The organism is Sphingobium sp. TomTYG74 (assembly GCF_055393875.1).
On the sequence record NZ_AP027341.1, the window covers coordinates 1,598,879 to 1,619,763 of the forward strand.

The 20,885-nt window shown below is 64.1% G+C and carries 20 protein-coding genes; 3 read left to right on the forward strand and 17 right to left on the reverse strand.

Translation table 11 applies throughout. The annotated features are described in order from the left end of the window. Positions 1-11: 11 nt before the first annotated feature. The 8 genes from ACZ5TB_RS08125 to ACZ5TB_RS08160 are packed head-to-tail and all read right to left on the reverse strand — an operon-like array spanning position 12 to position 8,588. On the reverse strand, positions 12-1,835 hold the full coding sequence (locus ACZ5TB_RS08125; protein ID WP_464790835.1) for a flagellar hook-length control protein FliK: 1,824 nt from the start codon (positions 1,833-1,835) through the stop codon (positions 12-14). A gap of 1 nt (position 1,836) precedes the next feature. Next, positions 1,837-2,262, reverse strand: coding sequence for a hypothetical protein (locus ACZ5TB_RS08130; protein ID WP_464790836.1), 426 nt, complete (start codon positions 2,260-2,262; stop codon positions 1,837-1,839). After that, complete coding sequence (locus ACZ5TB_RS08135; RefSeq protein WP_460986476.1) at positions 2,259-3,587, reverse strand: FliI/YscN family ATPase; 1,329 nt, start codon at positions 3,585-3,587, stop codon at positions 2,259-2,261. The genes ACZ5TB_RS08130 and ACZ5TB_RS08135 overlap by 4 nt, the downstream gene beginning before the upstream one ends. Before the next feature lie 13 nt (positions 3,588-3,600). After that, on the reverse strand, positions 3,601-4,179 hold the full coding sequence (locus tag ACZ5TB_RS08140) for a FliH/SctL family protein (RefSeq protein ID WP_464792514.1): 579 nt from the start codon (positions 4,177-4,179) through the stop codon (positions 3,601-3,603). Positions 4,180-4,231: 52 nt separating this feature from the next. Next, positions 4,232-5,245 carry a flagellar motor switch protein FliG gene (gene fliG / locus ACZ5TB_RS08145; RefSeq protein ID WP_464790837.1) on the reverse strand — a complete coding sequence of 338 codons (1,014 nt, stop codon included), beginning with the start codon at positions 5,243-5,245 and terminating at the stop codon, positions 4,232-4,234. Continuing rightward, positions 5,238-6,974: a flagellar basal-body MS-ring/collar protein FliF gene (fliF, locus tag ACZ5TB_RS08150; protein ID WP_464790838.1), complete on the reverse strand. Its 1,737-nt coding sequence runs from the start codon at positions 6,972-6,974 to the stop codon at positions 5,238-5,240. Before fliF ends, fliG begins: the two co-directional genes overlap by 8 nt. 3 nt (positions 6,975-6,977) lie before the next feature. Further along, positions 6,978-7,337 (reverse strand): flagellar hook-basal body complex protein FliE, encoded by a 360-nt coding sequence (gene fliE / locus ACZ5TB_RS08155; protein WP_196224322.1) that lies wholly within the window; start codon positions 7,335-7,337, stop codon positions 6,978-6,980. A 12-nt stretch (positions 7,338-7,349) separates the two neighbouring features. Further along, positions 7,350-8,588 carry a sigma-54 interaction domain-containing protein gene (locus ACZ5TB_RS08160; RefSeq protein WP_464790839.1) on the reverse strand — a complete coding sequence of 413 codons (1,239 nt, stop codon included), beginning with the start codon at positions 8,586-8,588 and terminating at the stop codon, positions 7,350-7,352. Between the two features lie 329 nt (positions 8,589-8,917). On the opposite strand from ACZ5TB_RS08160, the gene ACZ5TB_RS08165 reads away from it, so the two are divergent. From ACZ5TB_RS08165 to mdoH, 3 genes are all read left to right on the forward strand, one after another. Beyond that, complete coding sequence (locus ACZ5TB_RS08165) at positions 8,918-9,751, forward strand: flagellin N-terminal helical domain-containing protein (RefSeq protein ID WP_464779997.1); 834 nt, start codon at positions 8,918-8,920, stop codon at positions 9,749-9,751. Positions 9,752-9,964: 213 nt separating this feature from the next. Then, positions 9,965-11,446, forward strand: a complete 1,482-nt coding sequence (locus ACZ5TB_RS08170) for an OpgD/OpgG family glucan biosynthesis protein (protein WP_464790840.1) — start codon at positions 9,965-9,967, stop codon at positions 11,444-11,446. 62 nt (positions 11,447-11,508) lie between these two features. Beyond that, complete coding sequence (gene mdoH, locus ACZ5TB_RS08175; protein ID WP_464790841.1) at positions 11,509-13,392, forward strand: glucans biosynthesis glucosyltransferase MdoH; 1,884 nt, start codon at positions 11,509-11,511, stop codon at positions 13,390-13,392. Between the two features lie 108 nt (positions 13,393-13,500). Here the strand turns inward: mdoH and ACZ5TB_RS08180 are convergent. The 9 genes from ACZ5TB_RS08180 to ACZ5TB_RS08220 all read right to left on the reverse strand — a co-directional run bounded on the left by ACZ5TB_RS08180 (position 13,501) and on the right by ACZ5TB_RS08220 (position 20,744). Further along, a protein-coding gene (locus ACZ5TB_RS08180; RefSeq protein ID WP_464778755.1) for an IS5 family transposase occupies positions 13,501-14,261 on the reverse strand; the annotation gives its coding sequence in 2 pieces (ribosomal slippage) (positions 13,501-13,925 and positions 13,925-14,261; 762 coding nt in all). A gap of 73 nt (positions 14,262-14,334) precedes the next feature. Then, positions 14,335-15,066 (reverse strand): sigma-70 family RNA polymerase sigma factor, encoded by a 732-nt coding sequence (locus ACZ5TB_RS08185; protein WP_464778003.1) that lies wholly within the window; start codon positions 15,064-15,066, stop codon positions 14,335-14,337. A gap of 13 nt (positions 15,067-15,079) precedes the next feature. Further along, on the reverse strand, positions 15,080-17,200 hold the full coding sequence (gene flhA / locus ACZ5TB_RS08190; protein WP_464790842.1) for a flagellar biosynthesis protein FlhA: 2,121 nt from the start codon (positions 17,198-17,200) through the stop codon (positions 15,080-15,082). 9 nt (positions 17,201-17,209) lie between these two features. Then, a complete protein-coding gene (locus ACZ5TB_RS08195; protein ID WP_464790843.1) occupies positions 17,210-18,031 on the reverse strand; it encodes a lytic transglycosylase domain-containing protein in 822 nt (273 codons plus the stop codon). A gap of 294 nt (positions 18,032-18,325) precedes the next feature. Beyond that, on the reverse strand, positions 18,326-18,634 hold the full coding sequence (locus tag ACZ5TB_RS08200; RefSeq protein ID WP_464790844.1) for a hypothetical protein: 309 nt from the start codon (positions 18,632-18,634) through the stop codon (positions 18,326-18,328). Between the two features lie 8 nt (positions 18,635-18,642). Continuing rightward, complete coding sequence (gene flgM / locus ACZ5TB_RS08205; RefSeq protein WP_464790845.1) at positions 18,643-18,921, reverse strand: flagellar biosynthesis anti-sigma factor FlgM; 279 nt, start codon at positions 18,919-18,921, stop codon at positions 18,643-18,645. Positions 18,922-18,967: 46 nt separating this feature from the next. Beyond that, entirely contained in the window at positions 18,968-19,519 is a 552-nt protein-coding gene (locus ACZ5TB_RS08210) for a flagella basal body P-ring formation protein FlgA (RefSeq protein ID WP_464790846.1), read from the reverse strand. A 65-nt stretch (positions 19,520-19,584) separates the two neighbouring features. After that, entirely contained in the window at positions 19,585-20,076 is a 492-nt protein-coding gene (locus tag ACZ5TB_RS08215; protein ID WP_464790847.1) for a flagellar motor protein MotB, read from the reverse strand. After that, the gene (locus ACZ5TB_RS08220; protein WP_464792515.1) at positions 20,076-20,744 is read right to left on the reverse strand and encodes a MotA/TolQ/ExbB proton channel family protein; all 669 of its coding nucleotides are present in this window, start codon (positions 20,742-20,744) and stop codon (positions 20,076-20,078) included. The genes ACZ5TB_RS08215 and ACZ5TB_RS08220 overlap by 1 nt, the downstream gene beginning before the upstream one ends. Positions 20,745-20,885 lie beyond the last annotated feature (141 nt).

The following is a 20,885-nucleotide window of genomic DNA, read 5'->3' on the forward strand; positions in this document are numbered from 1 at the left end:
ATCCTTAAATCCTATGCGTACCGCGCGCGCGCCCTGTCATGGGCGGCAGGCTGCGCGTCTGCATGGTTAAGAACGGCAGGATCGCCGGAGCCTTTAGGGCCAAAGCCGTTATTTTCGCGCCCCTGCCAGCGATTTTGCTGACCTTGGGGCTGGCCCATATTCTGGCCGCCATTCTGCGCCCAGGCGGACGTTTGAGAGCCCTGCTGCGACTGTTGCTGCTGCTGAGACGAGGACTGATTAGCCGTTTCGGCACGATGCGCTTCGGCGATAGCGGGCGCGCGTTCGACCTTCACTTCGGCGATGCGCACGGCGGCCAGCCCTGCGTCCCGCTTCAGCCGGTCGCTGTCCTGGCGCAAGGCCATTTCCGCCGCCTCGCTGGCGACGGTCAGGCTGACAGCGGCGCCATCCGTATCATGGCGGATGTCCACCTGCACGGCGCCAAGATGGTGCGTATCGATCTGGAAACGGCCCTGCGCGCCATTGGCGGACAACCCGGCGATGTCGCGGGCCAGCCCGTCGATCCACTGGCCTGATACACCCATGTCGACGACCTGAGCGCCAAGGCTGGCGGACAGATCAGGCGATGGCGACGCGATTGGCAAGGACGGCGTGGTGCCCTGTGGCGCGGCGGCGGCAGGAGCGGCCGGAACCGTGTCAGAGGGCGGCGGAAGGATGGAGGGATCGAACGCCGTGTCGGCAGGACGAGCCGACGCATCGGCTTTCGCATGAGCGGCGGCCGAAACCTGTTTGCCAACCCGTACCGGCGCGCCGGTCTGGCGCGCGGCCACCTGTTCCCGCACGATTTGCAGCAGGGCGATTGCTTCTGCCTTCACTGGCTTGCCATTGAGGACTGGCGCTGCTGGCGAGGTGAGTTCGGGCGCAGGGCTTTCGTTTCCGGCAGTCGGAAGAGGTGCATCGGGAACCGCTGCCGGAATCTTGCCCTCACTGCGCGCGGCCCGCTTTTCAGGAGCGGACATATCCGCCTTGGGCTGCGCGGGCGATTGACCCGGCGGCGGCGGCATCACCCCCGTCATCCCGGTCATGTTTGACATAGCGGCGGTGGCTTGCGGGTGGTCTGCTGACACCTGTTCTGGTGCCGCTGGCACGGAAGCAACCGGCGGAACATCCGCAGCCGCCGCGACGGGTTGCGGCACTGGCGCCACAGTCACGGCATCCTGCTGCGGCAGCTCAGTCTTCGCCTTTTCCTTGCGCGAAGATTTTGTGGGGGCCGGAGGAGCATCCTGTACCATCGGACTGATCTCTTCCGGCGCAGCGTCGTCCTTACGGATGTCCGGGCGCAGCTTGGGCAAGTGAAGGGGTTCGGCCACTTGTTCCGGTTGTTCCGGCAATGCGGCTTCAGGCTGAATGGGCGCGTCGTTCGGCAAGCCTGCCTCAGCCTGCGCGGGGAGTCCGGCAGGCTCGACCGGCGCCTGCTCATCGACTGGCGCATCAGCAGCCTGCTTGATGAGACCCAGCGCTCGGCCGGGCGGCAATGATGACGGCAAATCCTTGCCAGCGGCAGCCGCTATGGCAAGCCCGTGCGGCACATGACCATGCGCAGGCGTGGCGTCTGGCTCATCGATGTTGATAGTAAGAACCGGGGTGGTGGTGGCAGCATCCTGCCCCTCGACACCGGGAATCTCTGGCAGGGCGGCAGCGGCACCCTGCCCGTCAATTTCCGGCAGGGCTGGAGAAACGCCAGTCTCTTCCGCCATGGTGCCGTTGAACAGCGCGGCGAAATCCGCCGTCTCACCCGGCGCGGCAGGCTGCGACGCAGCCACGCCCGGCGAGGCCGAGGAAAAGAGCAGTGCCTTCAGGCTGGAAAGCATGTTCATCTCATACATCTCCTGTCCGCTGCATCCGGCGGTAGCGCGGCAAGGCCGCCAGCTTATTCTCCCGCCATTCCTCCAGGTCCGCGCGGGCGCGATCCTTGAGCTTTGCGGCGATTTCGCGGTCCCGATTGGCCACAAGGGTGAGGCCTTCCTTCGCCTCAACCTTGCGGCGCGCATCGTAGAGCGCTCCATCCAGCTGACGGCCAGCCTGCTCCAATCGGCCAGCAAGTTCCTGCATAGCTGCAAAATTCGCGCCAGTTGCCATGCCGGGGTCGGAAAAAAGATCGCTCCGCACCTTGCGCAGCCTGTCGGCATTACGTTCGATGCCGTCTGCTTCGTCGCGGGCGCGGGCGGTTTCAGCCACGGCCAGGGCATGTTGCACATGGCGGACGCGCAGCACGCGCTGGCGGGTTTTGAGCGGACCCTTCACGCGCCAAACTCAGCGATCAGGGCGCCAGCGCTGGTGTCGAGGTCGATCCGGCTCTTCTGATCCTGCCGGATGAAGTCGAGGATTTCCTGACGGCGCTGCACGGCTTCATCGATCACCGGGTCATTACCGGGACGATAAGCGCCCATCAGGATGAGGTCGCGATTTTCCTCATAGGCGGCCCAGAGGCGGCGGTAGGAGGCGGCGGCCATGCGATGCTCGTCCGGCACCACATCGGCCATGACGCGCGAGAGGGATTTGCCGATGTCGATGGCGGGGAAGATCGCCTGTTCCGACAAGTGGCGCGAGAGAACGAAATGCCCGTCCACGATGGCGCGGGCAGCGTCCACGATTGGATCGTCGGTATCGTCACCGTCTGCCAACACGGTGTAAAGCGCGGTGATGGAGCCGCCGGTGCGGGCATCGACGCCAGCGCGTTCCACCAACCGGGGGATCAGCGCAAGGGCCGAGGGCGGATAGCCCTTCATCGCGGGCGGCTCACCAAGCGCCAGCCCGATCTCGCGCTGGGCATGGGCGCAGCGGGTGAGGCTATCGATCAGCAGCAGCACTTTCTTGCCGCGTGCGCGGAAATATTCGGCGATGGCGGTAGCGCGGGCGGCGGCGCGCAGGCGCAGCACCGGGGGATGATCGGCCGGAACGGCTACCACGATGCTTTTGTGCATCGAATTTTTGAGTTTTGTTTCAAGGAAGTCGCTGACTTCGCGGCCACGTTCCCCAATCAGGCCCACGACGACGATGTCGGCTTCGGCCCCGGCGATCATCTGGCCCATCAGCACCGATTTGCCGACGCCAGAGCCTGCGATGATGGCGATACGCTGGCCGCGCCCGGCGGTGAGCAGCGCGTTGACGGCGCGTACGCCTAGATCGAATGGCTCGGTGACGCGGCCACGGTCAAGGACGTTGCCCTTCACGCCGTTGAGCGGCCAGCTGCCGCCCGCGATGATCGGCCCCTTGCGGTCCAGCGGCTGGCCCATGGCGTCGATGACGCGGCCGATCAGCCCCTCGCCCACCTGCACCATATTCGCCTGGCTGTCCGGTTCGACGCGCGCACCATTTTCCAGCGGCACATCATTGTCGAGCGGCACGAGCAGCGTCTTGTCGCCGCGAAAGCCGATGACTTCGGCCCGGCAGACCGTCCCGTCCGATGCGATCACCCGCGCGCCCGCGCCGATCGGCTTGCGGAAGCCTGTGACCTCCAGCATGCCCGCGTCGTGGCTTACCAGACGGCCGACATGGCGAGGTGCACGGTTCTGAACCTGAAGATGGTCGAACAGGCTTTCCGCCTGGGCAAGCGAGGCCTTGATCATGCCCAAATCCCCTTCATGAACGGCCTTCCATGTCGTCCATCAGCGCGCGCAGGCGCGACAGGCGCACGTCCGGGCCATCCTCGACCCAGCCGTCAGCCGTTTCGAGACGTACACAGCCACGATGCATGGCAGGGTCGCCGACCATCTTGAGGCCGATGGCTTCCCCTTCCAGCATCGCTGCATCGTCGGGATGCAGATGCAGGGCGCTCTTGTCCTCATTTTCCTCGATGAAGGCGGCGACAGTGTCACAACGCTGAACCAGCCGTTCGATGTCGATCTCCACCTCGCCCACGATCTGCTCGACCAGGCGAACGACGGCAGCGGACAACATGGTGGACAGCATGCCACTGGGCGCGGGCGTCAGCAGTTCCAGCGCTTCGGCCAAACGTGCGCGCGCTTCGGCATCGGCTGCGGCGGCGTCCCCGACCACCCGGCATCCTTCATCGAAGCCCAGGGTGAAGGCTTCCATCCGCGCCTGCTCCAGCAGGTCTTCGTCGGTCATCGCGGGCATGGCGTTGTGCATCGTCATGCCGGGCGACGCCGCCCCGTCGGCATAAAGGCTGCGAAAGCTTCCGCTCTTCACTTGGCCCATGCCGCCCAGCGGAATGCTGGCGACATCCAGGCTGCTGCCCGCATCCCAGACCTTAAACAAAGTCGTTCCCCTTGCCGCCCAGCATGATGGTGCCCGCATCGGCCATGCGGCGCGCGGTGGCGATGATCAGCTTTTGCGCCTCCATCACCTCGGCAAGGCGAATGGGGCCGCGTTCCTCGATCTCGTCGGCGATGGCCTGCGCCGCACGGGCGGACATGGCGCCGAAGATCTTGCCCTTCAGCATCTCGTTCGCGCCCTTCAGCGCCACGACCAGCACGGAGCTGTCGATGGTGCGCATCAGCGTGCCCATATTCTTGTCATCCATGTCGATCAGGTTATCGAACACGAACATCTCTTCTTCGATGGTCTGGGCGATCATCTTGTCGCGCTTGGCGACGGCCTTCATGATCCGCTGTTCATTGTCCTTGCGGACATTGTTCATGATCGCGGCGGCTTCGATCGTCCCGCCGCGCTGCGATGCCGCGCCCTGCTTCTTGGAGGTCGAACCGCGCAGCAGCAGCTGCTCCAGATCATCAAGCGCTTCGTTGGACACCGGACCCAGCGTAGCGATGCGATAGACGATCTCTTCCTGATATTCGGCAGGCAGCAGTTGAAGCACATCGGCGGCGACCGGCGCTTCCAGATGGGCAAGAACGATTGCCATGATCTGCGGATGCTCCGCCTCGATCAGCGCCGCGACTTCCTTGGCGTCCATCCACTTCAGCATTTCCAGCTGGGTGGAACGAGTCGGCGGCGTGATGCGCGCCAGGATGGTTTCGGCGCGCTCCTCGCCCAGGGCCTTGGTCATCGCGCCCCGGATATGGCGGGTCGCGCCATAGCCGATGGTGGTGCGCTTCTTTGCCTTGGTCACGAAATGGTCGAGCGCTTCGTTGACTTCCTCGACCTGAACGTCGGCGACGTCGTACATCGCGTAACCGAGCTGGCGGACTTCGTCGGGCTCCAGACGGGAGAGGATCTGCGCGGCCTCGTCCTCGTCGAACAGCATCAGGAGGACGGCAGCGGCGGCGCTACCTTTGATCGCGGCAGCTTCCATGGCTTCAGCCATTGTCCTTCTTCCCTTCCTTCAGGAGGTCGCGGACGACAAGCGCGGCGCGATCCGGGTCCTGCTTCACGAAATTGCGAATGAGGTCGGCGCGCTGCGCATAGTCATAGGTGGACGAGATCATATCCAACGTAACGGCCTTGCTGCCATCCGGAGCGATCGATGCCTGACGACCAATCTCGGTGGATATTTCGCGGCCGATCTTCTGACCCTGAGCGGCCGTGTTGCTGGCGGCGGCTTCCTGTGCGGCGGCGCGGCGCTTCAGCAACGGGCGGCCGATGCCAAAGATGACGAGCAGCGCGACGGCGAGAGCCGACAGGTTGCGCACCAGCGGCGAGACCCAATCGGCCTCATACCAGGGGGCCACCACTTCTTCGGCCTTCACGAAACTGCGCGAGGACAGGGCCACCACATCGCCGCGAGCCTGATCGAAACCGACCGCGCCCTTCACCAACGCTTCCAGAGCAGCGATTTCCTGCGCCGAGCGGGGCTTGCCGTCCGCGCCATTGTCGAGCGCGACGGCGACCGACAGGCGCTTGACGGTGCCGACGGCATCCTTGGTGACGGACACTTCACGGCCCAGCTCGAAGCTCCGGTTGAAGGTTTCCTCGGTCTTCATCGGCGCGTTGGCGGGGGTCGCGGGCTGATTGGCCTGCGTGCCCTGGCTGACGGCCTGGCCGTTGGGATTAGTCTGCGTGACGGTCGGGTTGACCGGCGCCTGATTGCTCAGCGCGCCCGGAACACCGCTTGCCTCGCCGCCTGCACCCTGACCGCGCGGATCGGATGCCCATGTCCCCTGCTCGGTGCGAAGGCGCGCCTCATCCTGCGGGAAGCTTTCGCGGGTCGCCTGACGTTCGGCGAAATTGAGTTCGGCGCGCACCTCAGTCGAGAATTTGCCCTCGCCCAGGATCGGGGTCAGCAGCGCGATCACCGACTGGCGATAGCGATCCTCGATCTTGCCCTGCACGGCGAGTTGGCGATCATCGGCGGCGTTGCCGTCATTGTTGCTGAGCAGGCGGCCATTCTGGTCCACCAGCGAAATCTGGTCGGGGCTGAGTTCCGGCACCGACGAGGCGACGAGGTGGACGATCGCGCTCACCTGCGCATCGGTCAACGTACGGCCCGAAGCCAAACGGAGCATGATCGATGCCGAAGGCTTGGCGCGATCCCGCAGGAAAACGCTGGGCGGTTCAACGGCGAGGTGGACCTTGGCGCTCTCGACGCTGTCGATCGCCTCGATCGTGCGGGCAAGGTCCATTTCGCGGGCGGAACGGAGCTTTTCGCCCTCAACCGCGCGGCTGGCGCCCATTGGCAGGCTGTCGATCATGCTGTTGCCGTCAGGCGCGCTCTTGGGCAGCCCCTGCGCGGCGAGCATCATCTTCGCCTTGAAATAATCATCCTCGGACACGGTCATCGCGCCCGACTTGTCGAAGTCATAGGCGAGGCCGCTCTGGTCCAGAACCTGCGCAACCGCCGACTTGTCGGCATCGGGCAGGCTGCGGAACAGGTCGCGCTGCGGCGGTTCGCGGAGCGCAAGCCAGGCAGCGCCAGCCGTGGCGACGACGCCTAGCAGGCCGAGCAGCGGCAGGCTCTTCGCCACTGCGGGCTGCCTGATGAAGCCGGTGAAGCGCGCCTTCAGCGCATCGGCGCCCTTCGCGCCACCGAAACCGGCGGAGCTGGTGGCGGGGAGAGCGGCGGCGCCGCCATCGAGGGTGAGTGCGTTCTCGCTCATGGATTATACCGGCATGCTCATGATGTCCTTGTAGGCGGACAGGAGTTTGTTGCGGACCTGAAGGGTCGCTTCGAAGCTAACCGACGCCTGCTGCTTGGCGAGCATGACGGCGGCGATATCGGTGGTTTCGCCGCGTTCGAAGGCGGAAGCCGCCTCGCCTGCCTGGCTTTGCAGGCCGTTGACCTGCTGCAATGCGGAGTTGAGCGCTTCGGTGAAGCCACCGGGCTTGGTGCCCTCGGCCCCGCCTACACCCACGCCGCCGCCGACCGTGCCGGTCTGGGCAACGTCGCGGAGAGCCGCGTTCTTCTGGAGGATGGCGTTGCGGATCGCCATCACGCTGTCAGTCGGGGAAATGCTGGTCATGCCCTACCTCCCTCAAGCCGCTGCAAGTTCGCGCATCTCGGCAAGCCGATAGCGCAGGGTGCGTTCTGAAATGCCGAGCTTGGCGGCAGCGGCGGCGCGGTGGCCGTCCGTCTCGCGCAGCGCGGCGCGGACCGCCTCCAGTTTCGACTGGTGAGCGACGTCGCGCAGGCGAACCGGCTCGACCGGGGCAGGCGCGCCCACGACACGCAGCTGCGGCGCGCCGACGATGTGCAGGTCTTCGGCATCGATCCGCTCCCCATCGCGCAGCACGATAGCCCGCTGAAGCACGTTACCCAGCTCACGGGCATTGCCCGGCCAGACATGGGCAGCCAGCTTTTCCAGCGCGGCGGCAGTCGGCCAGACGAAATCCTGATGACGCAGCAGCATGGCGGCGGCGATCGCGGTCACGTCGCCAGCACGCTCGGCCAGCGGACGCAGTTCCAGCGGCATGACGTTGAGGCGCCAGTAAAGGTCCTCGCGGAAGCGCCCGGCGGCGACTTCGGCGGCGAGGTCGCGGTTGCAGGCGGCGATGATGCGGACATTGACCGGCACCGGATGGGTCGCGCCGACGGGAAGGACTTCGCCTTCCTGCAACGCGCGGAGCAGCTTGGCCTGAAGCGGCAGCGGCAGTTCGGCGATTTCGTCAAGGAACAGCGTTCCGCCGTCAGCCGCCAGGAACAAGCCGTCCGAAGCGTTTGCCGCGCCGGTAAAGCTGCCCTTCTTATGACCGAACAGCATCGCTTCCATCATGGTTTCGGGAAGCGCGGCGCAGTTGACGGCGATGAAGTCGTGGGAAATGCGGCCCGACTGGGCATGAAGGAAGCGCGCCATGCCTTCCTTGCCCGTGCCGGTGTCGCCCTGGATCAGGACGGTCGCGTCGCTGCGCGCCACGCGGCCTGCCAGCGTCATCAGGCGTGTGCTGGCGGCATCGCCTACTGCCGGGACGCTCGCGGGGCGGGCCAGCTCAGCGATCAGGGCAAAGGCGAAGGCCATATCCTCAAGACCGAATGCCACTCGGGCGGGCAGGCCGTTGGCGGCAGGCACCAGCGAAGGCGCGCCGTCGATCAGGTTGATCAGAATGTCGCGATGGGTGGCATGGCCAATCTCGGTAGCCAGCAGCACACGGCGATCGTCACGTTCGCGCGGCGCCTGCGCATCGACGATGCGTACCATGTAAAAGGCATTTTCCAACCAGTGCTGCAACCCCGGAACGAGGGCGCAGACTCCTCGGCTGACGTCTAACGATGCCATGAAAGTCCCCAATCATTTGGCCGGATTGTGCCCCCGCACATTCCAACCCCCCTTCGATACTCCGACAATTGCCCTTCGCATGGTTATCATCTGGTTAATGCGGCAATTACCATGTCGCCGGGCGGCAATTTTCTTCCGCTTTGCCGCCGCTCCAGTCCGGCTTCTAATAGGTGCGCGCGCGTAGAAGCCCCGGATTTCCTGGCATTTTGAACTTTTCTCAAAAAAATCACGCTCAGCCCTAAAAGCTTTTTTCGCGCCGCCGTTATCCCCTTTCGAGGCCGCAAGCATCCTGATGGCAGCGACCTGATAGGACAAGGAAAGGGAATATCATGACTGTTATCGGAACCAACTCTTCTGCAATGCGCGCCGCCAACGCTTCGGCTCTCGCAGGCAAGTCGCTGAGCACCGCCATGGAGCGCCTGTCGAGCGGCAAGCGCATCAACAGCGCCAAGGACGACGCAGCGGGCCTGGCGATCAGCTCGCAGATGACCTCGCAGATCAAGGGCATGACCCAGGGCATCCGCAACGCCAACGACGGCATCAGCCTTGCGCAGACCGCTGAAGGCGCGCTGGGCGAAGTCACCAACATGCTGCAGCGTATCCGCGAACTGGCCGTCCAGTCGAAGTCGGAAACCTACTCGGCGACCGACCGCACCAACCTGAACGCTGAAGCAACCGCGCTGAAGACGCAGATCACGAGCGTCCTCGCCACCACGGAATTCAACGGTGTCCGCATCTTCAACAGCGACGCAGCTCCGGCGACCACCTACACCGCCCAAGCCGGCGACATCGATATCCAAGCTGGCGCGAACGCCGGTGACGTCGTGAACATTGCTTTCGGTGCCCTGGCTGACCTGACCACCTCCGATGTCACGACCTCGGCGCTGGCCGCCGCGACGCTGACCGCCGCGGACACCGCGCTGAAGGCAGTAGCAACGACCCGCGCTTCGCTTGGTGCAGCGCAGAACCAGCTGGAATCGACGGTCAACAGCCTGACCAACAACATCACGAACCTCAGCGACGCCCGCAGCCGCATCGAAGACGCCGACTTCTCGGCCGAAACGACCGCCCTCGCCAAGTCGCAGATCCTGAACCAGGCTTCGACGGCGATGCTCGCCCAGGCGAACCAGAGCCAGCAGAACGTCCTGAAGCTGATCCAGTAATCCGGTTCAGCCAATGAATTGACAGGCTGGGGTATTGGTCACCTTACAGTCAGTCACGGGAACCCGGCACACCAACGTCCCCACCACGCCGGGCAACCAACCTTCGATCGAACGGCCAGCATATCGAAGCCTTCGTCCCCCCGGGCGGAGGCTTCACCGCATTTTGGAGCGCCAAGGCTTGCAATGTGCGGTCATGCGCCCATCATTACGGCCATGATGAAGATCGACCGGCGCGCGATGATCGCCGCCTCAGGCGCCACCCTTCTCCTGCCCGGATCGGCCCTGGCCCAGGCTCGCGAGCGCTTTTCATGGGAAATGGTGATTGCCCGCGCCCAGCGGCTCGCGCGACAGCCCTACAGGGAAACGCCTCATCATCCCGGCGCCCACAAGGTCGACTATGACGCCCTCTACAAGGCGCGCTTCAAGGAAGACCGGACGATATGGGGCAATCTGCCCGGCGATACCGGGGTGCAACTCTTCCCGCTCAGCGCCTCGGCTGAACAGCCGGTTGAAATCGCGCTGGTCGAAAACGGCCATGCAGTGCCCCTGCGTTATGATCCGACGATGTTCGACGCCCCCGCCGACAATGCGGTGCAACAGCTGGGGCCGGACGCAGGCTATGCCGGGTTTCGCATCATGAATGCTGCGCGCAACGGCGACTGGCTGTCCTTCCTTGGGGCCAGCTATTTCCGGTCGCCAGGCGCGACCAAACAGTTCGGCCTGTCCGCTCGTGCGATCGCAATCAACACCAGCATACAGGGCAAGGAGGAGTTCCCCCGCTTCACCCATTTCTGGCTGGAGCGCACCGGCCGTAGCAGCATCACCATCTATGCCCTGCTCGACGGCGCCTCCATCACCGGGGCCTATCGCTTCGTAAGCGAACTGACCCCACAGGGCGTGCAGCAGGATGTGGACACCGCGCTGTTCCCCCGCCGCGCGATTGCGGAACTGGGGCTGATGCCGATGACCAGCATGTTCTGGTATGATCAGGCAAGCCGCGCGTCGCGCACTGACTGGCGGCCGGAAATCCATGATTCCGACCTGCTCGCGATCAGCAGCGCCGATGGCACAATTCATGCGCGTCCACTCATCAATCCGTCCGCCCCGCGCGTCGATGCCTTTGCCGAACGCAATCCCGGTGGTTTTGGCCTGATGCAGCGGGACCGCAATTTCGACCATTATCAGGATGACGGCGTATTTTACGAACGCCGGCCTTCGCTCTGGGCCTCTCCGCGCAAGCCATTCGGCGCGGGCCAGGTGCGGCTCTACGAATTTCCCACGACCAGCGAATATGTCGATAATGTCTGCGCCTATTGGACCCCAGCGACGGCGGTGCGCGCGGGCGGCAGGATCACCGCGAGCTATCAGCTGGACTGGTCTTCTGCCGGAGGACCGGCAAAAGGGACGGCGATGCTCAGCAATGTCTGGACGGGCCAGGCGGGTGAAGCGGGCGTGGACCGCCTTATCCTCGACTTTTCCGGCGTTGCGCAGGATGCCCGGCCGGACATCTGGGTCGATACGGCGGGCGCTGCATTGGTCAGGAAAGGCGGCTATCCCGTCCTTCATCAGCCCTGCCTTTTCCGGGTCGCGCTCGATCTACGGCGGGATGGCGGCAAAGCGGCCGATATCCGTGTCCAGCTTCGCTCAGGCAATGCCGCGCTCAGTGAATATGTGCATTATCCGCTCGGCGCTTGACGAAACCGGCGGGAACCGGGCGCGTTGTTGCGCCCGTTACGATTACAGAACGGAAACACAAAATGGCAATCAGTAGCGGGCAGAACAGCGGCGAAGCGGCACAGGCCGCCACGCGCGGGTTCGAGCATGTGCCCGCCGAAATGCCCCTCGCCATGCCGGAACAGGATTTCCGGGAGCATCCGCGTGACTTCCCTCATCGACCGCTGAATATCGACCAATGGGCGCGGCGTATGCTGGTCGTGCTGCTGGCTTTGCTTCCGGCGTCCATGGCGGCTCATGATATGCGCCGGTCCATCGGTCTGGACGGCATTTCCCTGTGGGAGGGCGTCTATCTCGCCCTCTTCATTCCACTTTTCGCCTGGATCGCCTTTGGCTTCGCGACCAGCTTGATCGGCTTTCTGACGCTGACGATGGGCAAGGGTCCCGGCGCGCAGCCCCATCGCGCACTGTTCGCTACCCCGATCCGGGGCCGCACGGCCGTGCTTCTACCCGTCTGTAATGAGGATTTCCTGGGCGTCATGGGCCGCCTCTCATTCATGGAACGCTCGCTGGCGCAGGTCATGGGCCATGAACGCTTCGAATTTTTCATCCTGAGCGATTCCAACTCCGCCAATGGCGAGATTGAGCGTCAGGCTTATTTGGAGATGCGCAAGGGCTTCTCGCGCCCCGTCCATTATCGCCGACGCGCGCTCAATATCGGTCGCAAGCCGGGCAATATCGCCGAATGGGTGCAGCGTTTTGGCGGCGGCTACGACTATATGATCGTGCTGGACGCGGACAGCGTCATGAGCGGCCAGACCATGGCCCGGCTCGCGCTCGACATGGAACGGCACCCGCATGTTGGCCTGATCCAGACAGTGCCGACGCTCGTCGGCGCGACCACCTTCTTTGCACGCTGGCAACAGTTCGCCAGCCGCTTGTTCGGCCCCATTTCTGCTGCGGGCATGATCTGGTGGGCAGGGTCCGAAGGCATGTTCTGGGGGCATAATGCGATCCTCCGAACCAAGGCGTTCGCGCAAAGCTGCGGCCTTCCCGAACTGCCGGGACGCGCGCCCTTTGGCGGCCATATCATGAGCCATGACATGATCGAGGCCGCGCTGCTGCGCCGACGCGGCTGGGATGTCCACATGGTCATGGCGGACGACAGTTTCGAGGAGTTTCCCCCTTCCCTGCCCGACCTCGCGACCCGCGACCGGCGCTGGTGCCAGGGCAATATACAGCATGTGCCGCTCATCCCCCGGATCAGGGGATTGCATCTGGTCAGCCGCTTCCAGCTGCTGGTCGGCGCATCGGCTTATTGCACGTCACCGCTCTGGCTGGCGCTCATGCTGGTGGTGCTGGGCGGTGCGCTGGCTGGCGTATGGCCACCTAGCGCCATCCTGCCATCGGGCAGCCTTCTGGCGCTGACGGCGGTGCTGCTATTTGGTCCAAAGCTGTTGGCGATGGGATGGGCAATGGCCGACCCCGCCCGCCGCATCGGCTTTGGCGGAGCGGCCCGCATGAGCCGGGGAGTCATCGCCGACATCGCGCTTTCGATCCTGATGGCGCCCGTCAGCATGTTGACCCAGACGATCAACCTGCTGAGCATATTGATGGGCCGGAAAAGCAGCTGGAGCGGCCAAATCCGCGACCGCGACGGCATGTCGATCGCCAGCGCCATCTGGCTATTCAAATATCATATCATGCTGGGCGGCTTGCTGACCGTGTTGGCAATCAGGGGCGGTACGTCCGTCGGATGGATCATACCGGTAGTCGCTGGCTTGGTGTGTGCCCCGTTTCTAGCCGCGCTCACCGCCCGCAAGGATCTGGGACACAAGGCAGAACGGAGCGGACTATTCCAGGTGGCTGAGCCATGGTGGCGGGCAAAAAGCTATCGCCCGCCTCATTATCCCGAGCAGGTGCGAGGGACGGCTCCGCTTCAGCACGCGGCGGTGAACGATCGTTAGTCAAAACCGTCATGCCACCGGAAGCTGGCATCTCGGGCGGAGCAAGCGACATAGCCTCACGAGATGCCAGCGTCGCTGGGATGACAACTATGCTAGCGCGTAGACTCATTACGCGTTGCACCAGAGGCGAACGCAGATGAGCTTGATGGCGGCGAGGAAGTTGGCCGGGTCTTTGTCGTAGCGGGTCGCGATGCCGCGGTACTGTTTGATGCGATTGAAGAAGCGCTCGACGAGGTTTCGCTGTTTGTAGAGCCATGGCGAGAAAGCGAAGCGTTGCGTGCGGTTGGATCGATTGGGAATGTTGGCCCAAACGTTCCTGGCGGCAGCGGCCTCACGGATGGCATTGCTGTCATATCCCTTGTCGCCCAGCAGGGTTGCGCCTTCGGGGATGGCCTCGATCAGCGCCTCGGCTTCACAGGCGTCGTGGACCTGCCCGCCTGTCAGTCTCAGGCTGACAGGGCGTCCGTCAGCATCGACAAGAGCATGGAGTTTGCTGGTAAGGCCGCCCCGGGAACGTCCCATGCCACGATCGCAGCCTCCCCCTTTTTGCCCGTCGCACCATTCTGGTGGACGCGCATGCAGGTGGAATCGATCATCACCAGTTCGCCATTATATCCGGCAGAAACCGCTGCCAGCAGCCGGTCCCACACCCCGGCTTTGCGCCAGCGGACGAACCGATTGTAGCAGGTTGTCGAAGGCCCATAGCGCTCGGGCACTTCGGCCCACGTCGCTCCCGAGCGAAAGCGCCACATGATCCCGTTGATAACTCGACGGTCATCCACCCGGGCCACGCCGCGCGACTTGTTGGGAAGCAAGGGCTCGATAATCGCCCATTCCCGATCTGTCAGTTCATACCGCCGCCGTGCCATCAAACCCTCCAAATCTGGAGGCTCTTGAATCATGCAAATGGCCAATCCTCAAGCCATTTTATGAGTTTACGACCTAGTCCCACTCGCGCAGCTTTTCACGCAGCTTGTCGAGCGCGGCTTTCTTGATCTGGCACACGCGGGCCGCGCCAATGTCGAGCGCCTGACCGATTTCCTCCAGGTTCAGTTCCTCGACAAAATAGAGTTGCAGCACCATAGCTTCACGCTGTGGCAGTTCGCCGATGCAGTTGGCGAGCGCGGCCTTGAGCGACTCCCGCTCCATCACATCATCCGCCCTGTCCTCGACATCGGCGAACCACATGGACTGGTCGGAATAGACCTCGTCCATGCTGGTGTGCTGAACCATCTCGCAACTGTCGGCGAGTTCGCGATAGGCCGCCGCCTCCATGCCCATGGCGCCCGCCATTTCGGCTTCCAACGGCGCGCGGCGGAGTTGCTGCTCCAAGCGATTGCGCACGGCGGCAAGCTGCTTGCGGTTCGCCATCGCCGACCGAGCGATCGTCGCGCCGCGCCGCAGATGATCGATCATCGCCCCGCGCACACGCATCTGCGCATAGGAGGCAAAACCCAACCCCCGGTCTTCAAAACTGTTGGCGGCTTCCACCAGCGCGACCATGCCGATCTGCAGCAGATCCTCGACCTCCACCGCGCTCGATACGCGGCCATGCACATGCCAGGCGATCTTGCGCACCAGCGGCATATAGCGTCGGGCGAGCTGTTCGGGGCTGTTGTTCGACCGGCCGTAGGTATTGGCGTCGGAACCGGCGATGACCTTATTCATGAACATGGGTCAGTTATCCTCAGGCGACGCGTTCGCGAGTGGGAAGCGGATCGTGACGGGGTGCGGGCCGCTGTTCACCGCCGACGACGGCGACGACCTCCACACCCTTGCCATCGGGAATTTCCAGGAAGGACAGCACCGGCGTTTCGGGCAAATGCGGCTTGAACAGGCGGGCCAGCGCGCGGCGCGCCACCGGCGACGTGACGATCGCAAAGTTGCGTGCCTGCCCCATGATCGGCCGCGCTGCCTGCACCACCGCTTCGATGATACGGTTGGCAAGCGCGGGTTCGATCGGATGCTTGGCATCGCCCGCGACACGCATCGCCTGGGCGAGCAGTGCCTCAAGATCGCCGTCGAGCGTGATGACGGGGAGCTGCATCTTCACCGGCACGAGGCCCTGAATGATGAGCGCGCCAATGCGCTGGCGGACGGCTTCGACGAGCTGCTCATGGCTCATGTCGGGCCGTGCGGCATCGACCATCGCCTCGCAGATGCGGCGGAAGTCCTTGAGCGCGATGCCTTCGGACAGCAGCGCACGGCAGAGCGCCGAAATCTGCGTCAGGCTGAGCGTGCCGGGCGTCAGGCCATCGACCAGCTGCGGCGCGGCGTCCTTCAGGTTGTCGAGCAGCTTGCGCGCTTCGTCCAGGCCGAACATCTCGCTAGCGTTCATGGCGATCAGCTGGTTGAGATGCGTAGCGACCACCGTCGGCGGATCGACGACCGTATAGCCGCAGACCACGGCTTCGCTGCGCTTGGCGGCAGAAATCCACACCGCGTCCAGACCGAAGGTCGGGTCCTTCGTCTCACGCCCGGACACCACGCCTTCCAGCGCGCCGCTGTCGAGCGCCAGCAGATCGTCGGGGAAAATCTCGTCCTCGCCAACGACGACGCCAGCGATGGTGATGCGGTACTGATTGGGCTCCAGCGCCAGATTGTCCTTCACGCGCACCATCGGCACGACGAAGCCCAGCTCCTTGGACAACTGGCGGCGGATGCCGGTGATGCGGGCCATCAGCGGCGCACCCTTGCGTTCATCGACCAGCGAAATGAGGCCGTAGCCGATCTCCAGCCCCAGGATCGCGCCGTCGGACACATCGTTCCACTCGATCAGCGCCGGGTTGGCGGGCTCGGGCATCGGTGCGGGCTCAGCCGCCTTTGCCTTGGCAGTCTTGCGCAGGTGCCAGGCGATATAGCCCGCAATCGCTGCCGCGGGCAGGATGATCATATGCGGCATGCCGGGCAGTATGCCGAGGAAAGTCAGGATCGCGGCAACCGGCGCCCAGGCCTTGCTCGATCCGAACTGGCCGGTGATCTGGTCCGAAAGCTCCTGCTCGCTGCCAACGCGGGTCACGATGGCGGCGGCGGCGATGGAGAGCAAAAGCGCGGGAACCTGCGCCACCAGCGCGTCACCGATGGCAAGGACGATATAGGTCTGGGCAGCTTCGCCCATCGACAGGCCATGGCTGACCACGCCCAATATGATGCCGCCGACGATATTGATGGCGAGGATCAGGATGCCCGCAACCGCGTCACCCTTCACGAACTTCGACGCACCGTCCATCGATCCGTAGAAGTCGGCTTCCGTCGCCACTTCGCGGCGGCGGACCTTGGCTTCTTCAGGTGTCAGCAGGCCAGCGTTCAAGTCCGCGTCGATCGCCATCTGCTTGCCCGGCAAGGCGTCCAGCGTGAAGCGCGCGCTGACTTCCGACACGCGGCCCGCGCCCTTGGTGATGACGACCAGGTTGATGATCATCAGGATCGCGAACACGAAGATGCCGACGACATAGTCGCCGCCGATCAGGAAGTGGCCGAACGCTTCAATGACATGGCCCGCAGCGTCCGACCCCTCATGGCCCTGCACCAGCACGACGCGGGTCGATGCGACGTTGAGCGCAAGGCGCAACAGGGTCGCGAACAGCAGCACCGTGGGAAAGCTAGAAAAGTCCAACGGCTTGGCGGCATTCAGCGCCACCATCAGCACGGCCAGCGAAATCATGATATTGGTGATGAAACCAACGTCCAGCATGAACGCAGGCACCGGCACCATCATGAACAGCACGACCATCAGCGTCGCGATGGGCAGCACGGCCCCCTTGGCGGCGCTCATCCAGATCTTCGCTTTGACTTGGGCGGGAGTCATATCGGGCCGTTACCTTCCGAGGGTGGCGAGCATGAGATAGGCGAGGCGCGCGGTCTGCGGGTCCGGCCGGACGCTGACGTCGGCGGCGGTCGCAAGGCGCTGTGTTTCGATCCGCACATAGTCGGCGGGCTGCACCGTCTTCGCGCCTTCGGGCAGCGAAGCGGCAGCATATTGAATGGGTCCGGTGTTGATCGAATCGACGCCGCGCTGAAGCTTCGACGCGAACCGGCCGCGAATCTCCGCAAAGCTGCGGGGACTGCCGGAACGATCGTAGAAGATCGAGCGGTTGGCGCGCGCGGCAGCGGGGAACATCGATGCAGCAATTGCACCCGGCGCGCGATCATGCACGGACAGGAACTTGCTCGCCCCGCCAACGCCCAGGAAATGAGCAAGGTAAAGATCGACCGGCTCAGCCTCCCGGCCAAGCCGCTGTTCCAGATAGGCCTTGTTGTCGGCAGCATGCTGCGCCGCCATGACGGACGCGGTTTCAGGATGATTGCGCAGGTCGAGGATCTGCTGGCGCATCTCCGGGTTCGCGACATAATAGCGGCCATTCTGGCCCCGGCTGATCATGTCGGCGGCCCAGCCCAGCCCATATTCGCTGCCATGCTTGTCGATGACGGCAAGCCAGCTCTGGTCGATGAATTGGTAAAGGCCCGTCGCGGACGATGTGGTCGCGCGCGCGGTGGGATTGAGGCTGCTTTCGATCTTGGCCTGGCCAAGCAGATAGGCGAAGTCCACGCCCGTCCTACGGCTCGCCATGGCGATCGCGTTCGTCACGCGGTTGCCGGTCGAAGCGCCTGTCGCTGCTATGTCTGCAAAAGCCGACAAATGAAAAATCCCCGTTGGTACCGGGGACCATTAGAGCAAGCCTTATGCCAAGATTTGGTTAACGCGCGCTCCATAAATGTTGATGGCGCGTTCAGCATGAAAGAAAAAGGCGCCTCTGGGGCGCCCGGTTCACAACATCCGAATACAAAAATCCGTTCGCCCTGAGCCTGTCGAGCCGAAGGCCGGCGAAGCCAACGGCTCTACTTCTTCACGAAAGGGAGGGGCTTCGACATTCGAACGAGACAAGCGGCTCGTTCGAACAGCCCGAACGGGGGAGAGGTTGGATCGAGGCCCTTATCGCCCGTAAACCAGCGGAGCCTGCGTCGATCCATGCGCCGCAAGCAGTGACAGCCGCTGCCCCGCATGATCCGTCAGGACATTGATCCGCACCCGAGACGCTTCGATCAGCGGCAGCAGCGCCGTAACCTTCTCACGAATCGCGTCATCCGCACGCCACGCGCCGATCGCGCGCACTGCGGCGGCGCTCTTGCTCACATGAGATGCAGCAGCATCGATCGCCGCGACATCGGTGCCGTCAAGCGCGACCCGCAACTCCTCGAAAGCCGAGAAGAGGTCATCCAGCGCTGCAAGCCCGAGCGGCATCGGCGGTCTTACCCGTTAACCGGCAGATCGAGCGCAAGCATCTTGTCGGCGATCGCAGCCGCATCAACCGGATAGTTGCCCGACGCGATGGCCGCCTTGATCGCCGCGACGCGGTCCATATCGACCGGCGCGCCTTCGGCCGCCATGCGCGCAGCCGGGCTGGCCGATGCTGAAAATGATGTCACGTTTGATGACCCCTTGTCGGAAACGCTGCGCGCCTTGCCGCTGTCACGCAGGCGGGAAGCCTCTATGGCGGCGCTCATATTCTGGCCGACAGATTTGATCATGGCTTACAATCCTTCACTCGTCCTGCCCTATCTATAACGGCCGGGTTCAAAAATCATTAAATCCCGGAATGCGCACAGTGCCCATTTCCACGACCTGCGCCAGAACGGGCGCTGCTTTCTTGTCCTCGCGTACGCGGATGGTGTCACCCACCGCGCCATCTTCATCCGCGATCATAACGCGCGACACACTGAAACTTGCATTGCCTGCGATCAGCTGGACCGGATCGCCGCGCTTCACAACCATATCGCGCTGCGCAGGCCGGGCCACCGCGCCATAACGGGCGACCGGCGTCACAGTGCCAGCAGCAGCACCGCCGCCACTCAAAGGCACCCGGATGCGCCAGCCCAAGGCATCGCACTTGACGATCGCCGCGCCGAAAGTCGGCCCTTCGACGCTGGGCGTCACCGGGCAAGCCGCCAGCCGCAGCCGCCTGTCAACGGGCGCGATTGGACCGCCCGGCTCGCCGATATTGGCGCCCACGGTCATCGCGACCAACCCATCCAGGCGATCGAGATTCTCGAATTTCTGCTGTGCCAGCGCAGGTGCACCAGCCGCTGCGGCCAGCGCAATCGCGGTGATAAGGGACAGCTTGTTCACAGAAAGTCTCCGGATGCAGGCAGATTCATGCCACGCATTAAGCATCGGATATGGCTAACAAGCCGTTAACGCTGCCCGGCCGCTTCACCGATGCGGATCACCTGCCCCTTGCCCGTGCCGCCATCCATCTGGTCGAGGCCGCGGATGCGCAGCCGATCACCGGCCAAACCTTGCACCTTCAGTTCACGCACCACCGCGCCCAGCCGCGCCGCCGCCAGATCCCAGGGATCAAACCGCCGCCGCGCCGGGTCAGTGCCCAGGCTGCTGATGTCGATCCCGTCGCTGCCGGACCGCAGGCCCGCTGCCACCCTGGCGACCGCCGCCCTGCCTTGATCGGACAGCAAAGCCTCATCCGGCAGGAACAGCTCCGCCGCGCGCAACTCCATATCCTTGGCCACGGCCCGCCCACCAAATTGCTGACGCACCTGCGCCAGCATGGCGTCGCGCTTCTGCCCGCTCGCCTGAAGCAAGATGAAGAAGCCGAGCAGCAGCAACAGAAGGTCGGCGAAACTCACCGCCCAACGGTTGCGCCGGGCCTGAGATGCAGCGGCGGTCATCACGCAACCTCGCGGATGGACGCCCGCAGCGTCGTCACATTTTCGCGCCGGGCGATGGCGACCATGCGGGTGACCGCTTCCTTCTGCCAGGCAAGCTCACGCTCCGACAGGTCGGCAAGACGGCTCGCTATGGGAGCGGCAATGACATTGGCGATCACCACACCATACAGCGTCGTCAGCAGCGCCAGCGCCATGGAAGGCCCCAGCGCCGCCGGATCATCCATCGCCGCAAACATGCCGATCAGGCCCAATATCGTGCCAGCCATGCCCAGCGCAGGCGCGGCGTCCGCAATCGATAGCCATACGTTGCGCGCACCGCCATGACGCCGCGCCCGGTCGGCCAGCGCCTGCGCCGCCCAAATCTCGAATTGCTCGGTCTTCTCGCTGTTGGCCAGCCGCCGCGCCGCTTCAGCCAGGAAGGGATTGGCCGTCTTTACCCGATCGGTGCAGGCAAGACCGCGCAGTTGCGCAACCTGATCGATCTTCAGCAAGGCCGCTCGCGCCGTCGCCTGATCCTTGTCCGGATCGGCGCGCAACAACGGCACCAGCGCGCCAAAGCCACGCCCGATCGCCGGACCACCATTCTGAAACAGCGCCACCGCGCCCACGCCCGCGACCATGATTGCCAGCGTCAGGGGATCAAATAGCTGCGCCAATATCGCGATCATCAACATATCCCCCATTCACCGGGCCAGCGGCGGCAAAGCCTTGCCAGCGAGCGGCAAAATCTTGCCGCCCCCGCTGCCTACTCCGCCAACAGCCACGGATTTCCGCCATTTCCGTCCTTGCCGATGCGTCACCCACGCAAA

Excerpts from the sequence above, each read along its gene's own strand:
- ACZ5TB_RS08125 (WP_464790835.1), bottom strand. The coding sequence starts at position 1,835 with ATGAACATGCTTTCCAGCCTGAAGGCACTGCTCTTTTCCTCGGCCTCG.
- ACZ5TB_RS08135 (WP_460986476.1), bottom strand. The coding sequence starts at position 3,587 with ATGATCAAGGCCTCGCTTGCCCAGGCGGAAAGCCTGTTCGACCATCTT.
- ACZ5TB_RS08140 (WP_464792514.1), bottom strand. The coding sequence starts at position 4,179 with ATGGGCCAAGTGAAGAGCGGAAGCTTTCGCAGCCTTTATGCCGACGGG.
- fliG (WP_464790837.1), bottom strand. The coding sequence starts at position 5,245 with ATGGCTGAAGCCATGGAAGCTGCCGCGATCAAAGGTAGCGCCGCCGCT.
- fliF (WP_464790838.1), bottom strand. The coding sequence starts at position 6,974 with ATGAGCGAGAACGCACTCACCCTCGATGGCGGCGCCGCCGCTCTCCCC.
- fliE (WP_196224322.1), bottom strand. The coding sequence starts at position 7,337 with ATGACCAGCATTTCCCCGACTGACAGCGTGATGGCGATCCGCAACGCC.
- ACZ5TB_RS08160 (WP_464790839.1), bottom strand. The coding sequence starts at position 8,588 with ATGGCATCGTTAGACGTCAGCCGAGGAGTCTGCGCCCTCGTTCCGGGG.
- ACZ5TB_RS08165 (WP_464779997.1), top strand. The coding sequence starts at position 8,918 with ATGACTGTTATCGGAACCAACTCTTCTGCAATGCGCGCCGCCAACGCT.
- ACZ5TB_RS08170 (WP_464790840.1), top strand. The coding sequence starts at position 9,965 with ATGATGAAGATCGACCGGCGCGCGATGATCGCCGCCTCAGGCGCCACC.
- mdoH (WP_464790841.1), top strand. The coding sequence starts at position 11,509 with ATGGCAATCAGTAGCGGGCAGAACAGCGGCGAAGCGGCACAGGCCGCC.
- ACZ5TB_RS08185 (WP_464778003.1), bottom strand. The coding sequence starts at position 15,066 with ATGTTCATGAATAAGGTCATCGCCGGTTCCGACGCCAATACCTACGGC.
- flhA (WP_464790842.1), bottom strand. The coding sequence starts at position 17,200 with ATGACTCCCGCCCAAGTCAAAGCGAAGATCTGGATGAGCGCCGCCAAG.
- ACZ5TB_RS08200 (WP_464790844.1), bottom strand. The coding sequence starts at position 18,634 with ATGCCGCTCGGGCTTGCAGCGCTGGATGACCTCTTCTCGGCTTTCGAG.
- flgM (WP_464790845.1), bottom strand. The coding sequence starts at position 18,921 with ATGATCAAATCTGTCGGCCAGAATATGAGCGCCGCCATAGAGGCTTCC.
- ACZ5TB_RS08215 (WP_464790847.1), bottom strand. The coding sequence starts at position 20,076 with ATGACCGCCGCTGCATCTCAGGCCCGGCGCAACCGTTGGGCGGTGAGT.
- ACZ5TB_RS08220 (WP_464792515.1), bottom strand. The coding sequence starts at position 20,744 with ATGATCGCGATATTGGCGCAGCTATTTGATCCCCTGACGCTGGCAATC.